Source organism: Sphingomicrobium aestuariivivum (assembly GCF_024721585.1).
GTDB classification, from domain to species: domain Bacteria; phylum Pseudomonadota; class Alphaproteobacteria; order Sphingomonadales; family Sphingomonadaceae; genus Sphingomicrobium; species Sphingomicrobium aestuariivivum.
On sequence record NZ_CP102629.1, the window covers coordinates 751,966 to 766,411 of the forward strand.

Annotated in this window: 16 protein-coding genes; 8 read left to right on the forward strand and 8 right to left on the reverse strand. The window is 67.7% G+C overall.

The window, feature by feature from the left end; all coding sequences use genetic code 11:
• Positions 1–22 precede the first annotated feature (22 nt).
• Positions 23–2,254 (forward strand): CHASE domain-containing protein, encoded by a 2,232-nt coding sequence (locus NUW81_RS03880; RefSeq protein ID WP_245110521.1) that lies wholly within the window; start codon positions 23–25, stop codon positions 2,252–2,254.
• Positions 2,255–2,261: 7 nt separating this feature from the next.
• On the opposite strand, the gene NUW81_RS03885 is transcribed toward NUW81_RS03880, so the two are convergent.
• The 5 genes from NUW81_RS03885 to NUW81_RS03905 form a co-directional block, all read right to left on the reverse strand.
• On the reverse strand, positions 2,262–2,465 hold the full coding sequence (locus NUW81_RS03885) for a hypothetical protein (protein WP_245110523.1): 204 nt from the start codon (positions 2,463–2,465) through the stop codon (positions 2,262–2,264).
• An 88-nt stretch (positions 2,466–2,553) separates the two neighbouring features.
• On the reverse strand, positions 2,554–2,943 hold the full coding sequence (locus NUW81_RS03890; protein WP_245110525.1) for a hypothetical protein: 390 nt from the start codon (positions 2,941–2,943) through the stop codon (positions 2,554–2,556).
• Between the two features lie 179 nt (positions 2,944–3,122).
• Positions 3,123–3,344, reverse strand: a complete 222-nt coding sequence (locus tag NUW81_RS03895) for a hypothetical protein (protein ID WP_245110526.1) — start codon at positions 3,342–3,344, stop codon at positions 3,123–3,125.
• A gap of 287 nt (positions 3,345–3,631) precedes the next feature.
• Positions 3,632–4,573, reverse strand: a complete 942-nt coding sequence (locus tag NUW81_RS03900; RefSeq protein ID WP_245110528.1) for a L,D-transpeptidase family protein — start codon at positions 4,571–4,573, stop codon at positions 3,632–3,634.
• A gap of 31 nt (positions 4,574–4,604) precedes the next feature.
• Positions 4,605–5,861: a serine hydrolase domain-containing protein gene (locus NUW81_RS03905; RefSeq protein ID WP_245110530.1), complete on the reverse strand. Its 1,257-nt coding sequence runs from the start codon at positions 5,859–5,861 to the stop codon at positions 4,605–4,607.
• A gap of 124 nt (positions 5,862–5,985) precedes the next feature.
• Here NUW81_RS03905 and NUW81_RS03910 point away from each other — a divergent pair, with 124 nt between their 5' ends.
• The 4 genes from NUW81_RS03910 to NUW81_RS03925 all read left to right on the forward strand — a co-directional run bounded on the left by NUW81_RS03910 (position 5,986) and on the right by NUW81_RS03925 (position 9,229).
• Positions 5,986–6,306, forward strand: coding sequence for a hypothetical protein (locus NUW81_RS03910; RefSeq protein WP_245110532.1), 321 nt, complete (start codon positions 5,986–5,988; stop codon positions 6,304–6,306).
• A 19-nt stretch (positions 6,307–6,325) separates the two neighbouring features.
• On the forward strand, positions 6,326–7,003 hold the full coding sequence (gene pyrF, locus NUW81_RS03915) for an orotidine-5'-phosphate decarboxylase (protein ID WP_245110534.1): 678 nt from the start codon (positions 6,326–6,328) through the stop codon (positions 7,001–7,003).
• Between the two features lie 61 nt (positions 7,004–7,064).
• Positions 7,065–7,919, forward strand: a complete 855-nt coding sequence (accD, locus tag NUW81_RS03920; RefSeq protein WP_245110538.1) for an acetyl-CoA carboxylase, carboxyltransferase subunit beta — start codon at positions 7,065–7,067, stop codon at positions 7,917–7,919.
• The gene (locus tag NUW81_RS03925; RefSeq protein ID WP_245110540.1) at positions 7,919–9,229 is read left to right on the forward strand and encodes a bifunctional folylpolyglutamate synthase/dihydrofolate synthase; all 1,311 of its coding nucleotides are present in this window, start codon (positions 7,919–7,921) and stop codon (positions 9,227–9,229) included. Before accD ends, NUW81_RS03925 begins: the two co-directional genes overlap by 1 nt.
• Here the strand turns inward: NUW81_RS03925 and NUW81_RS03930 are convergent.
• A complete protein-coding gene (locus tag NUW81_RS03930; protein WP_245110543.1) occupies positions 9,226–10,935 on the reverse strand; it encodes an AmpG family muropeptide MFS transporter in 1,710 nt (569 codons plus the stop codon). The genes NUW81_RS03925 and NUW81_RS03930 overlap by 4 nt on opposite strands.
• Positions 10,936–11,051: 116 nt before the next feature.
• On the opposite strand from NUW81_RS03930, the gene NUW81_RS03935 reads away from it, so the two are divergent.
• The gene (locus NUW81_RS03935; RefSeq protein ID WP_245110545.1) at positions 11,052–12,200 is read left to right on the forward strand and encodes an aromatic ring-hydroxylating oxygenase subunit alpha; all 1,149 of its coding nucleotides are present in this window, start codon (positions 11,052–11,054) and stop codon (positions 12,198–12,200) included.
• 4 nt (positions 12,201–12,204) lie between these two features.
• Here the strand turns inward: NUW81_RS03935 and NUW81_RS03940 are convergent, their stop codons facing one another.
• Positions 12,205–12,654 (reverse strand): response regulator, encoded by a 450-nt coding sequence (locus NUW81_RS03940; RefSeq protein WP_245110547.1) that lies wholly within the window; start codon positions 12,652–12,654, stop codon positions 12,205–12,207.
• On the opposite strand from NUW81_RS03940, the gene NUW81_RS03945 reads away from it, so the two are divergent.
• Together NUW81_RS03945 and rsmD are read left to right on the forward strand one after the other, a co-directional pair.
• Positions 12,653–13,474: a pseudouridine synthase gene (locus NUW81_RS03945; protein ID WP_245110549.1), complete on the forward strand. Its 822-nt coding sequence runs from the start codon at positions 12,653–12,655 to the stop codon at positions 13,472–13,474. The two genes, NUW81_RS03940 and NUW81_RS03945, sit on opposite strands and share 2 nt — an antisense overlap.
• A complete protein-coding gene (gene rsmD / locus NUW81_RS03950; protein WP_245110551.1) occupies positions 13,471–14,019 on the forward strand; it encodes a 16S rRNA (guanine(966)-N(2))-methyltransferase RsmD in 549 nt (182 codons plus the stop codon). Before NUW81_RS03945 ends, rsmD begins: the two co-directional genes overlap by 4 nt.
• On the opposite strand, the gene NUW81_RS03955 is transcribed toward rsmD, so the two are convergent.
• Entirely contained in the window at positions 13,999–14,439 is a 441-nt protein-coding gene (locus tag NUW81_RS03955; RefSeq protein ID WP_245110553.1) for a hypothetical protein, read from the reverse strand. The two genes, rsmD and NUW81_RS03955, sit on opposite strands and share 21 nt — an antisense overlap.
• Positions 14,440–14,446 lie beyond the last annotated feature (7 nt).

The following is a 14,446-nucleotide window of genomic DNA, read 5'->3' on the forward strand; positions in this document are numbered from 1 at the left end:
CCGCTCGGGGGCCAACACCGCTTTGACCGATTTTTTGTCACGCTACCGATTACCGCTGTTCCTGCTGCTCGCGGGACTGGTGCTGAGCGTGCTGGCGGCCTTCGAATCGCTCGAGAATTCGCAGCGCCGCTACGACCAGCAATTGTCGCGCCTCGCCGACCGCGCTGCCCTGTCGGTCGAGAACAAGTTCGCGCTGCAATCGGCGGTGCTGCGCGGCGGCGCGGCGCTGTTCCGCGCCTCCGACCGCGTCACCGCGACCGACTTTCGCCGCTATGTCGAGCGCCAGAACCTCGCCCGCTTCAACCCCGGCATCCTCGGGGTTGGCTTCTCCGTCTATGCCCAGTCGCCGGGGGAGGCCAATCGCCTGGCCTCCGCCTACCGGCAGGGCGAAACCTTCCGCGCCCTCTGGCCCGAAGGGGAGCGCGAAGGCTATTCGATCATCACCTTCCTCGAGCCCGGCAACGAGCGCAACGAAGCCGCGCTCGCCTTCGACATGATGAGCGAGGACAACCGCCGCGCCGCGATGGAACGGGCGCGCAAGTCCGGCGAGGTGGCGCTCAGCCACAAGATCGAGCTCGTCCAGGAAATCGACGAGGACAAGCAGGCGGGCTTCCTCCTCTACATGCCGGTGACCCAGCCGCTGCAGGGGCGCGAGCGTTTCATCGGCTGGGTCTACAGCCCGTTGCGGGCCGGCGACCTGTTCAGCACCATCACCGACGAACCGCTCTACGAGGATGTCGAGATCGGGGTCTATGACGGCCCCGTCTCCGCCGAGACCCTCCTGTATGGCGAGCGCGATGCCGCGGAGCGCGCCTTCGCCGAGACGCGCGAGCTCTCCATCGGCGGCCAGACCCTCACCATCCGCGTCGCCGCGACCCGCGCCTTCCACACGCCCGATCCCAAGATCGGCGCACTGGTCGTCTTCTGCATCGGCCTTGCGCTTACCCTGCTCGTCGTTCTCCTCACCTTCCAGCAGCAGCTCGCCCGCCTGCGCATCGAGCGCGAGGTCGAGGCGCGCACCCACGACCTGCAGGAAGCCAATGACCAGCTCATCGCCGAGGCCGCCGCCCGCGCGGAGGCCGAGGACCAGATCCGCCAGCTCCAGAAGATGGAAGCGATCGGCCAGCTGTCGGGCGGTATCGCGCATGACTTCAACAACATGCTCGCCATCATCACCGGCAATCTCGACATGGCGCGGCAAATCGATGATCCCGACAAGCAGCGCAAGGCGCTGTCACGTGCCATGATGGGCGCCGAGAAGGCCGCCGAGCTGACCCAGCGCCTTCTTGCCTTCTCGCGGCGCCAGACGCTCATGCCCGAGACTGTCGACTGCAACCGTCTCGTCGGCGAGATGTCGGAACTCCTGCGCCGCACGCTGGGCGAGCAGATCGAATTGAAGACCGTCATGGCGGGCGACCTGTGGCCCGTGGTCGCCGATCCCAGCCAGCTCGAAAACGCCATCGTCAATCTCGCGGTCAACGCCCGCGACGCCATGCCCGAGGGCGGACGGCTGACCATCGAGACCGGGAACGCCCGCCTCGATGGCAGCCATGCCGCCGCCGAGGACATTCCCGCGGGCGACTTCGTCCTCATCGCCATCAGCGACACCGGCACCGGCATGTCGCCCGAGGTGCAGGCCAAGGCGGTCGATCCTTTCTTCACCACCAAGGAGGTCGGCAAGGGCACGGGCCTCGGGCTGAGCCAGGTGTTCGGCTTCCTCAAGCAGTCCGACGGCCATTTCGCCATTTATTCGGAGGAGGGCGAGGGAACGACCATCAAGCTCTACCTCCCGCGCGCCATCGGCGAGGGGCTGGAGGACCGCCGCGTGAGCGCCGGGGAAAGCGACCATTTGCCGATGGCGCAGCCCGGCGAGACGGTGCTGGTGGTCGAGGACGAGGCGGCGGTGCGCGAGACGAGTGTCAATGCGCTCGAAGCGCTCGGCTATGCCGTGATCGAGGCGAAGAATGGCGAGGAAGCGCTGGAGCGGCTGGGGTCGGATTGCGGGGTCGATCTCGTCTTCACCGACGTCGTCATGCCGCAGATGGACGGGCGGCGGCTTGCCGATGCGGTCGCCGAGCGCTGCCCCGGCATGCCGGTCCTCTTCACCACCGGCTTCACCCGCGATGCCATCGTCCACAACGAACGGCTGGACGAGGGCGTGGCGCTCTTGGCAAAACCCTTCAGCCTGTCGCGGCTCGCCCAGGCGGTCCGCGAGCGGCTCGACGGGGCCACTGACCAGGACCGAGCGCCGTAAGGCGTACCTAGTCGCGGACCGCTTCGCCGCCGCCGAGGCGGCACGAATAATCGTCGGCCGCGATCTGGTCGAAGGTCAGCTGGCAGAAGCCGGCCGCCGTGCTGGCGGGCATGTGGGTCGAACCGCTGTCCGGATCGGCCATGCCGGAGAGGAGCCACGGCAGCGACATGGCGGCGGCTCCAAGGGCGAGGATGTTGACCAGAAGTTTCATGTGCGCGTCTCCCTCTTTGCGGGGTCCGTTCTAACGCCACACGGAAAAGCGATCCTGACGCGCTACTGGAAAGATGCTGAGGAAATTGTCAGCCGGCCTGAAGCTGCCCGCGCGCACCGGTCTCGACCTCGGCCTCGCCGAGCCTGACCGAATGTTTTCCCCAGAACAGCCCTTCGCGGTGCCGCCCGTAGGGCACCCGCACCTGCATCGCCCGGTCACCCCACGCGACCGAAATGATGATGGTGCCGCGATCGCGGTCCCTCGGGAGGCACTCGGTCAGCGCGGTGGCCCGCACCACGCCATTGGCCATGAGCTGGTCCATCTCCTGCTCGAGCTCGCGGCGCGAGGCGCCGGCGATACCGTGCGGGCTGCCGCCGGCATCGAGCATCGCCCCGAAAGGCGCCGGCGATGCATCATCGACCAGCCGCCGCGCGGCCTCTTCGGTGCAATAATCGACGAGCCGTGACGAACCGTTCATACGTGTCTCCCGGTCCATCGACTTAACATAGATCAAGCGAGATGTCAGCCGGTCAGGGCGTGGTAAAAGCCCCTAGCCAATAGGCCCGACGGGGCCGGCGAGGCAGCTGCGGCAACGGGCAACAAAAAAGGCGCAGGGACAACCCCCGCGCCTCTTTGTGTTCCCTGAGGGATGAAGGGTCAGGCCGGCATCGGCATCTGCGCCTGTTCGGCGCGCATCTCGGCCTTGCGGGCCTCTTCGGCGACGCGCAGCTTGTCGGCAGCGATCGCGCGATTGGCGAGCTTTTCCCAGCTCCTCGCGGCGCGCTCATGGCGTTCCTTGACCTTGGCCAGCGTGGCCGCGTCGGCTTTGGCGCGTTCTTCTTCCATCCGCTCGATCAGAAATTCGGTCTGGTGGGCCAATGCAATGTCTCCTTGGACTGGGCGGGCCGCCGCGGGAACGGAGGCCCCGGGGGTTGGCGTCAGTCGCGCCCGCCGGGCCGGACGGCCGACAGGTGATGGGGGCGGGGCGAGGTGCGGAAGCTCGGAATCGTCTCCATGCCGCTGCGCGGCTGGATGGCGTAGGGCCGATCGGAAGGAGACGGTCGAACGATAGTGGAACAGGTTGTAGGATATTGTGAAGAAAAACGCAAAATTCCGCCATTTCCGCGATTCATTTGACGCTAATGCTCGTTGCGCCCGCGAATCGGTCAGACAAAGTCGACCTCGGTGCCCGGCGAAACCGCCTCGAGAAGCCTGCGCGCATCCCAATTGGTCAGCCGCACGCAGCCGTGGCTCGAGGTCTTGCCGATGAGCGCGGGGTCGGGGCTGCCATGGATGCCGTAGCCGTCCTTCGACAGGTCGATCCAGATGCCGCCGACCGGATTGTTGGGGCCCGCGGGAATGCTCAGCGGCTTGTCCCCGCCCCAGTCCTGGTCCGACGGATCGAAGGTGTAGCTCGCCTCGGGCGCGATGGCGTTGACCTCCATCGACCCCGACGGGCTCGGGAAGTCGCTCGATCCCACCGTCGCGGGGAAGGTCGCGACGAGATCGCCGCTCTCGCCATAGGCGCGCAGTTCGTTGGCGCCGCCATCGACCTCGATGCGCGCCACCGCGGGCAGGTCGCGCATCGTGGCATTGGCAATGATGATCTCCTGCCCTTGCCCAAAACCGCCGGGATTGAGCGCGCGCAGGAAGCCCTCGCCCATGCCGAACTTCTCGGCCAGCATCTCGGCCGCCGAGCCATAGCCGACATTGCCGGTCTCGGCCTGCGCCTCCATGCCGCTGGCGGGCGCGGTGAAGCCCCCTGCAACATCATCGGCGCTGATCACATAGGTTCCGAGCACGGGCGCATCGCCCGCCTGCGCGCGCAGCCTGTCGAGCGTGGCGCCATCGGCCCTGCCCGTCACCTCGAGCCCCTCGGCCTCCTGGAACGCTTCGAGCGCGCGCGCGGTATTGCCGCCCGGATAGCCGTCGATCACGCCCGGCGAATGGCCGACGCGCGCCAGCAGCACCTGCGCCTCGAGTGTCGCCTCCTGCCGCTTGTCGTCGAACAGCCCCGAGGGTGTGCCCTCGGGAAAAGCCTGCGCGGCGAGCGGGGTGGGGGACAGGAGGACGGCGAGCCCGGCAAGGGCGGTACGGGAAAAGCTCATGCGCCAAAGAACGGGCGGCGCGCCACTTGGTTCAGCTGTCGAGTTCGAGCCAGTCGCGCGCCTCGAGCCCGTAGACCATGTCGAGCAGCTCGAACTGCACGCCATTGGGCTGCGAGCTGTTCGAATTCCACAAGGCGACGATGCCGGTCGCCAGCTCGGGGTCGAACAGGATCAGGCTGCGATAGCCGTTCACCCCGCCGCGATGGCCGATGATCTCGTGCCCGGCATAATCATAGGTGCGCCAGCCGAGCCCGTAGCGCGCGTCCGAAAGCCGTTCGCGGAAATCGCGCATCCGGCGCATCTCGACCGGCGTCCCGATCAGCGGGCGGTGCGCCTCGTTCAATACCTCGGGGGCGAGGATGTCGGGAAACTCGCCGGTCTGCGCCTGCAGCCAGATGGCAAGGTCGAGAATGTCCGAATTGACCCCGCCCGCCGCGGGGACCTTGTAATAGGCGTCGGTCACGGGGACCTCGCGGCGGCCGCGGCTGTGCGGATGCGCCCAGCTTGCTGCCCCCTCGAGCCCCTCGCGATTGACGTTGGTATCGCGCATGCCGAGCGGGCCGAACAATTCGCTGATGAGCGCCTCTTCGTAGGTCTTGCCGGTACCGCGCTCGACCGCCTCCGAACTGCTGTCGAAGGCGACATTCTGGTAGCTCCAGCAAGCGCCCACGGGGCAGACCTGCGTCAGCCCGCCGAGCTGGCCGCGGATGATGTCGGGGTCGATCCCGCCCTCGAGGCGGTCGTCATAGGCGTTGCGCCAGATGCCGAGCCGGTGGCTGAGCACGTCGCGAAGGCTGGCCGAGAAATGGTTGTTCTCGGGCAGCTGGAGCGTGTTGCTGTAATTGGAAATGGGCAGGTCGAGGCTGAGGCGCTTCTCGGCATCGAGCTTGGCCGCCATCACACCTGCCACGCCCTTCGACACCGAGGCCCAGCGGAACTGCGTGTCGATGCCGACCATCTCGCCCGAGCCCTCGAGCGTCTCGCCATAGCCCTTGATGAAGCTGATCTCGCCATTCTCGACCACGCCGACCGCGAGGCCGACCATGCCGGGCTCCTCCACCAATCGCTCGAGGCGAGCATCGAGCCGGTCGTAGTCCACCGCGCTTTCGGCTACGTCGCCCGAGGCCTCGTCGGGCGTCACCGAGGAGGGCGCGGGCAGCGCGACATGGATGCGGTCGCGCGGCGGCTCGGGCACGACATTGACCGTGCCCGTCGCCATCCCCGCCGCGAGAACGGTGGCGAAAAGCAGCGCGGAGGCCGCGATATGCATGAGGCTATGGCGATTCATCTGTGTCGGCTGTGTTGACTGTCGCACCAACGAAGGCAAGAGGAATGCATGTCCGCTCGTGCCGCATGTGCAACGGGCGACCGATATCGGTCCGCGACGAGCGGGCGAGCGAGGGAGACAAGACTTGCAGTTCCTGCGCACGATTTTCTGGGTGCTCCTCGCCGTCGGCATCGCGATCTTCGCGACCGCCAACTGGCACGACGTGATGATCGACATCGGGGGCGAGATGCGCATGGCGATCAAGCTGCCGCTGCTCCTCGCCCTCACCTTCCTCCTCGGTGCGGTGCCGACGATGCTCTGGTATCGCGGCCGCCTGTGGAAGATGAAGCGCCGCATCGACCAGGCCCAGCGCGCGCTCGATGCGCATCCGCATACGCCCGCACCGCCCGTCGCCCCGCCGCAGCGCACCAGCCCGCCGCCGCCCGAACCCGACAGCCCCTTCTAGACCCTCAAGGATCCCGCCCATGCCCGGCCCCATCTTCGTCGCCATCGACACCCCCAAGCTCGACACCGCGCAGAACCTCGCGGTGGCCGTGCGCGCCCATGCGGGCGGCCTCAAGCTCGGGCTCGAATTCTTCAACGCGCAAGGGTCCGACGGGGTGATGCGCCTCAAGGAGCGCGGGCTACCGATCTTCCTCGACCTGAAGCTGCACGACATCCCCAACACTGTCGGCAAGGCGGTCGAGGCGATCGCGCCGCTTCGCCCCCGCATCCTCACCGTCCATGCCGCAGGCGGGCTCGACATGCTGCGCGCTGCCAAGGCCGCCGCCCCCGACATCACCAAGGTCGTCGCGGTCACCATGCTGACCAGCCTCGACCAGCCCGACCTCGACCGCGCCGGCATCAAGGGCACCCCCGCCGATTTCGTCGACCGCATGGCCGACCTGTCGCGCGAGGCCGGCCTCGACGGCATCGTCTGCTCGGGCCTCGAGGTGAAGGCGATGCGCGAGAAGTGGCCCGACGGTCATCTCGTTGTCCCGGGCGTGCGCCCCGCGGGCGGCGGCGAACTGGCCGACCAGAAGCGCGTCGTCACCCCGCACGAGGCGATGGAAAACGGCGCCTCGGTGCTGGTCATCGGTCGCCCCATCACCGGCGCCGAGGACCCCAAGGCCGCGATCGCCGCGATCGACGCCTCGATCTAGCGAACTGGACAGCAGGCACGCGGAAGGCTAGCTCCGGCGTCGATATTCACGAGGAGCTTTCATGAGCTGGATCGACCGCGTCCGTAACGGCATCCCCTTCCTTCCCAAGCGCCAGAGCGAGGACCAGCTCTGGCACAAGTGCAAGTCGTGCGAGAGCATGATCTTCACCAAGGAATGGGCCGACAATCTCTACGTGTGCCCGCGCTGCGAGCATCACGACCGGATCGGCGTCAACGAGCGCTTCGACCAGCTGTTCGACGCGCCGCCCGAGCGGCTGCCCGCTCCCGAGGTGCGCGAGGATCCGCTGAAGTTCCGCGACAGCAAGAAATACACCGACCGCATGAAGCAGGCGCGCGCCAAGACCGGCGAGCGCGATGCGCTGCTCACCGGCTATGGCCGCATCAATGGCATGCCCGCCGTCGTCGGCGTCCAGGATTTCGCCTTCATGGGCGGCTCGATGGGCATCGCGGTGGGCGCCGCGATCGTCGCGGGCATCCGCGCCGCGATCGAGCGCAAGGCCCCTTACATCCTCTTTACCGCAGCGGGCGGCGCGCGCATGCAGGAAGGCATCCTCAGCCTCATGCAGATGCCCAAGACCACCGTCGCGCTGGCCGAGCTGCGCGAGGCGGGCCTGCCCTATATCGTCGTCCTCACCGACCCGACCACGGGCGGGGTGACCGCGAGCTACGCCATGCTCGGCGACGTCCAGATCGCCGAACCGGGCGCGCTCATCGGCTTTGCCGGCCAGCGCGTCATCGAACAGACCATCCGCGAGAAGCTCCCCGAGGGCTTCCAGCGTGCCGAATATCTGCTCGAGCATGGCATGCTCGACATGGTCGTGCATCGCCACGAGCTGAAGGAACGGCTCGCCGCGCTGATCGGCTATCTCGCGCCGCAGACCGAAGACGCGGCCTGATGAAGGACGGAGCACGGTCGGATGATCCGGCCGTGCAAGCCCAGCTCGACCGGTTGGAAGCGCTCGGCCATGGCGGCGAGCGCGAGGGGCAATATCTCGAACCCGTCAAGGCGCTGCTCGCCGCGCTCGGCCACCCCGAGCGCGCGCTGCCCCCCGTCCTCCATGTCGCGGGGACCAACGGCAAGGGCTCGACCATCGCCTTCGCCCGCGCCGGCCTCGAGGCGGCGGGCTGCCAGGTCCATGTCTTCACCTCGCCCCATCTCGTCCGCTTCAACGAGCGTATCCGGCTAGGCGGCACGCTGATCGGGGACGAGGCGCTCGCCCCGCTCCTCAGCGAAGTGCTCGACACGGTCGAAGCCAAGGGCCTCTCGCCCAGCTTCTTCGAGGCGACCACTGCCGCCGCGCTCCTCGCCTTTTCGCGCGCCCCCGCCGACGCGCTCCTGCTCGAGGTCGGCATGGGCGGGCGGCTCGATGCGACCAACGTGGTCGCAACGCCCGCCGCCTGCGGCATCGCCGCGCTCGGCCTCGACCACCAGCGCTGGCTGGGCACCACCCTGCCCGAGATCGCTGGCGAAAAGGCGGGGATCGCCAAGCCGGGCGTCCCGCTCGTCGTCCAGCGCCAGTCGCCCGAGGCCACCCAGCGCATCGCCGATGTCGCCGCCGCGACCGGCGCCCCCCTCAAGCTGCAGGACCGCGACTGGACGATCCGCCGCGAGGGCGATGAACTCCTCTACGAGGGCCAGCGCGCGCTCCGCCTGCCGCTGCCCGCGCTGCCCGGCGCGCACCAGCATGAAAATGCGGGCCTCGCGCTCGCGATGCTCGACTACCAGTCCGCCATCGACCTCGACTGGCCGGCGCTCGCGCCGATGACGCGCTGGGCGCAGTGGCCCGCGCGGCTCCAGCGGATCGAGGAAGGCGAACTCCGCGCCCGCCTCCCCGGCGACATCAGCCTGATGCTCGACGGCGCGCACAATGGCGAGGCCGCGCGCGCCGTCGCGCAGGCGCTACAAGGACGACGCGTGCACATTGTCGCAGGCATCCTCGCCAATCGCGACCCGCTGGCGCTCCTCACCCCCTTCATCCGGCAGATGGCAAGCTTCACCGCACTGCCTGTGCCGCACCACGACCATCACCAGCCGCAGGCGCTCGCCGCGATGATCGACGGCACGGACAGCGCCCCCGCCAGCGACTTGCGCGCCGCCTTCGAACGCGTCGCGCAGCGCGTGCAGCCCGGCGACACCGTGCTGGTGATGGGATCGCTCTATCTCGCGGGTGCCTTCCTCGCCGAGAACGGCACCCTGCCGGCCTAGGCGAATTCGACCTCGGGCGGCGGAGCGTTCTGGTCGGCGGTGCCGAGCCTTTTCTGCCGCGCCCATTCGAGCAGGCACAGCACGACCGCCACCCCGCCGATCGCGGTGGTGATGAGGAAGACGGTGTAATAGCCCAGTTCCTCGATCAGCTGCCCCAGCGGCGCGCGCCCGAGCGTGCCGACCAGCAGCGCGAGGCTCGAGAGCAGCGCATATTGCACCGCGCTATAGCCCTTGGCGACGATGCTCGAGAGATAGGCGACGAAGGCCGCCCCCGCGATGCCGACGGCAAGATTCTCGCCCGCGATGGTGATCATCAGCTTGGACAGTCGCTCGTCGCCGCCCAATTGCGTGACGAGCCAGGTGAAGCCGGTCGCATCGGCCACCGCCTGCATCCGCGCGCCGCCCACCGCGAGGTCGGCGTAGAGGAGGTTGGTGAGCGCCGCGATCACCGCGCCGAAGGTCAGCGCCGCCATCCGCCCGATCAGCGTCAGCAGCGCGCCGCCCACTGCCAGCCCGACGAGCAGCGCGCCCACGCCGAAGAACTTGGACGCGATCGCCACCTCGTCATTGGTGTACTGCAGCTCGCCGAGATAGAAGGGGTAGGCGAAGCTGCCCCAGATGGCGTCGCAGATGCGATAGGTGAGGATGAGCGCGATGACGAGGATCGCCGCCGAGCCCAGCCGCCCGATGATCTCGGTCAGCGGCAACACCAGCGCGCGATAGCCGAAGTCGATCGCCCGCTCGCCGCTCGTAGTGGCAGGGGCGGGCTCGGTCAGCACGTGGCGTCCGTGCTTCTGCTGGTGCACCAGCCATGCCGCGATGATCCCCGGCACGACGATGGTGGCGAGGATGATGAGCGGACCCTGCTGGGTGATCCATTCGACCGACTGGTTACGCGATTCCGCATCGGCATTGAGGCTGCGCACCATGAAGACGAGTACCATGCCGAGTGCGATCGCCCACAGCCCGCCGATTGCGGCAAAGGCGGTCTTGCGCACGCGGGGCTTGAGCTGGCCGGGCTGGCGCAGCGCATCGAGTTCGGCGCCCGCCGCCTCGATCATGTCGGTGGTGCGCTTGGCATCGGGGGCACGGATGCCGGCGATGCCGATGACGAAGATCATGCCGCCGAACAGCGCATAGGTCTGCGGCCAGCCGATGCGCGCGGCGATGATCAGCGCGAGCGCGCCGCCCGCCAGCGCGGCGAGGCGGTAACCCATCTGGTAGATGGTCGAGAGGATGTCGATGGTGGCGACCTCGTCGGCGACATCGACGCGCCAGGCGTCGATCACCACGTCCTGCGTCGCCGAGGAAAAGGCGACGATCCCCGCGAGCAGGCTGAACAGCCCGAGCTGCGACTTGGGATCGAGCAGCGACAGGGTGATGAGGCTGACCCCGATGAGGATCTGCGCGGTGACGATCCATTGCTTGCGATGCCCGAGCCGTTTCAGCCCCGGCAAATCGACGCGGTCGAGCGCGGGCGACCACAGGAACTTGAAGGCATATGCGAGCCCGATGAGCGAGAAGACCCCCATCGTCTCGAGGTCGACCTTGGCTTCGGACAGCCAGGCATAGAGCGTGCCGAGGACGAGCGAATAGGGCAGCCCCGCCGCGAAGCCGAAGAGCAGCATGTAGAGCGTCTTCTTCTGCCTGAGCGAGCGCAGGAGCACGCCCCAGCCGGGCTTCGTGGTCTTCGAGTCGTCGGCCATGCTTACTCCCTTGTCCAAACAGTCGGCGCTCACGCTAGAGGGGCGCGACGCTGCGGAAAAGGGGGTGAACATCGGCTGACTTGCAAGGCCGGCGCGGCAGGCGCACCATCCGCCTCATGGACGTGGCCCGACGCAGCTCTCCCATGACCCCCGGCCAGCGAAGGCTCGCCGAGGCGATGCAGCGCGGCGACCATTTCATCGGCGAGCACGCCGAGCGGATCGAGACCTCGCGCTATGTCGATCCCCAACGGCACGAACGCGAGCTTTCCACCTTCTTCCGCGCCATGCCGACCGCGCTTTGTCCGTCGGCGCTGGTGGGCAAGAACGAGATGGTGCGCCACGACCTCACCGGCCTCGACCTCATCGTCACGCGTGATGGCGAGGGACAGGTGCATGTGCTGGCCAACAGCTGCCTCCACCGCGCCACCCGCCTCGTCGAAACCGACGCGGTGCAGCCCGCGAAGAAGATCATCTGCCCCTATCACGCCTGGACCTACACGCCCGACGGCAGCCTTCGAGCCCTGCCCCGACCCGACAGCTTCCCGGGCTTCTGCAAGGAAGGAAAGGCGCTCACCCGATACCCCGTCGCCGAGCATGGCGGGCTCATCTGGTTCATCGGCGATCCGCAGGCGCAGGCCGACTTCTCGCTGCTCGAGGAACTGGGCGCCGACCTCGATGCGATCGGGATCGGCGACATGGCCTTCTTCGAGCGCGCCACCCATGAGGTCGCCGCCGACTGGAAGATGGTCGTCGACGCCTTTTGCGAGGGCTATCACGTCAAGCGGCTCCACGCCCGCTCGATCGGCGACTTCTTCGCCGACGGGGTCAATGTCGCCGACCGCATCGGCCCCCACCAGCGCTTCATCGTCGGTCGCACCGATCATGCGATGGAAGTCGATCTCGACGACTGGGACGCGGTGCGCGAGGTGATGACCTTCACCTACCAGCTCTTCCCCAACAGCATCGTCATCGTCAGCCCCGACTATGTGAACCTGCTGGTCGTCCACCCCGACGGCGTAGGGCGCTGCAGGGTCGAGAATTTCATGCTCGTGCCGCCCGATGCCGATGCCGCGGTGATGGAGCCACGCTGGCGCAAGAGCTGGGAGCTGCTCGACGGCCACACCTTCGGGGGCGAGGACTTCCGCGCCGCCGCGCTTTGCCAGCGCGGGGTGGAATCGGGCCACCGCGACGATATGCTGATCGGCACGCTGGAAACCGGCGTCGCGGTTTTCCACGCCGAATGCGACGCGCGCCTGGAAATCTGAGGCCTCAGGGTGTCACGTAGAGCTGGAGCCCCTTCACCGCCTTGAAATTCTTGCCCGCCACGAGGCTGTCGATCGCCGCGATCGCATCCTTCAGCTGGCGGTCGCTATAGGGTTTGACGAGGCTGCCCAGCGCATAGACCGCGCATTGCCCCGGCGGATTGCCGGTGGCGAAGAGGACGGGGATGCCCTTCTCGCTGGCGATCTTCGCGACGTCGATGCCGCTCTTGTCGCCCGCCAGCTGGATATCGCACAGGACGAGGTCGATGTCCTCGAACTCGATATCGCGCCGCGCATCCTCGTAATTGTCGCGCGTTCCGACCACGACATAGCCCAGCCGCTCGAGCCGCTGTTCATTGTCGAATGCGGTCAAGGGCTCGTCCTCGACGACGAGGATGCGGGAAATCGCGCGCTTTGTCTTTCCGAACAGTGTGTTGATCCCTAGAGAGAGCGGCATGAAGCCTTCAGACAACAAGCGCCGCACCCCCCGTTCCGGTTCCGTAAAGTCGTCGCCGAACCGCACGAAACCCAAGGGTGGTGCCGCCCAGCCACAGCGCGAGGAACAGCGCATCGCCAAGCTGCTCGCCCGCGCCGGCGTCGCCTCGCGCCGCGAAGTCGAGCGCATGATCGGCGACGGGCGCATCGCCATCGACGGCAAGACGCTCGACACGCCCGCCACGCTGGTGAAGAACCTCAAGGGCGTCACGGTCGACGGCAATCCCGTCGCCAAGGCCGAACAGACCCGCCTCTTCGCTTTCTACAAGCCGCGCGGCTGCCTCACCGCCGAGCGTGATCCGGCGGGCCGCCGCACCATCTACGACACGCTGCCCAAGGGCCCCAAGATCCCGCGCCTCATGCCCGTCGGTCGCCTCGACTATAATACCGAGGGCCTCCTCCTCATGACCAATGACGGCGAATTCAAGCGCGAGCTCGAACTGCCCGCCACCGGCGTGCCGCGCACCTATCGCGCCCGCGCCTTCGGCCATGTCCACCAGGAGCAGCTCGAGGCGCTTGCCGAGGGCGTCGAGATCGAGGGCATCCGATACGGCTCGATCGACGCAAATCTCGAACGCTCGAAGGGCGACAACCAGTGGATCGAGATGACGCTGACCGAGGGCAAGAACCGCGAGGTGCGCCGCGTCCTCGAATGGCTCGGCATGGAAGTCTCGCGCCTCATCCGCGTGGCCTACGGCCCGTTCACCGTCGAAGGACTCGACAAGGGCCAGCTCTACGAGATCGACCGCGACACCATCCGCGACTTCCGGAAGTCGATGTGAGGATCATCGCCGGCCAGCATCGCGGGCGCCCGCTCGTCGCGCCCGCCGGCCAGGCCACGCGCCCCACCAGCGACCGCGCCCGCGAAACGCTCTTCTCGATGCTGACCAGCCGCATCGGCGGCTTTGGCGAACTCCATGTCGCCGACCTGTTCGCGGGCTCGGGCGCGCTCGGCCTCGAAGCGCTCTCGCGCGGTGCCCATCGCGCAACCTTCGTCGACAGCGATCATGCCGCCCGCCGCGCCATCGAGACCAACATCGACTCGCTGGGCTATGGCGAGCGCGCCACCGTCCTGTCGGGCTCGGCGCTCGCCCTGCCCGCGCCGGCGCGTCCTTTCGACGTCATCTTCGCCGACCCGCCCTATGCGCCGGGCAGCGGCAATGCGGTGGTCGAGGCGGTGGCGAAAGCCGGCTGGCTCGTCCCCGGCGGATGGCTCGCCATCGAAAGTGACGCCAAGGACAAGATCGACGCGCCCGGCCCCTTCACGCTGGCCAAGGACCGCAAGGTCGGCCGCGCGCGGCTGTCGCTACTCTTCTTCGCTCCCTGAGCCTTTCTTCGCCGCCGCCTTGGCGCGCGCCGCTTCCATCTCGGCCATGAAGCGCTTGCCCATCGCGGCGGCCGCCGCCTTGCCCGCGAATTTCAGCGTTTCCTTCGAGCCCGAGGAGGAGCCCTTGGCCTTGGTGACCTGCCGTTCGGCAAGGCTCGCCACCGCCGCCACCGCGCCCGCGGCAACCACGTCGGCGACCAGCGGATGGTCGATCAGCTTGCCGATCGCCTCCATGCTCTCGTCGACCTTGCCCTTCTTCGCGCCGTCATCCTCGTGCTCGACGCGCTCCGCCACGCGCACCTTGGTGGCCTTCTTCTCCTTCTTTTCCTTCTTTTCCTTCTTTTTCGACTTCTTGGCGGCGCGTTTCTGCGCCTCCGCCTCGTCGAGGATCTCGTTCTTCTTCTTGTCCTTCTTGGCCATGCTGGTC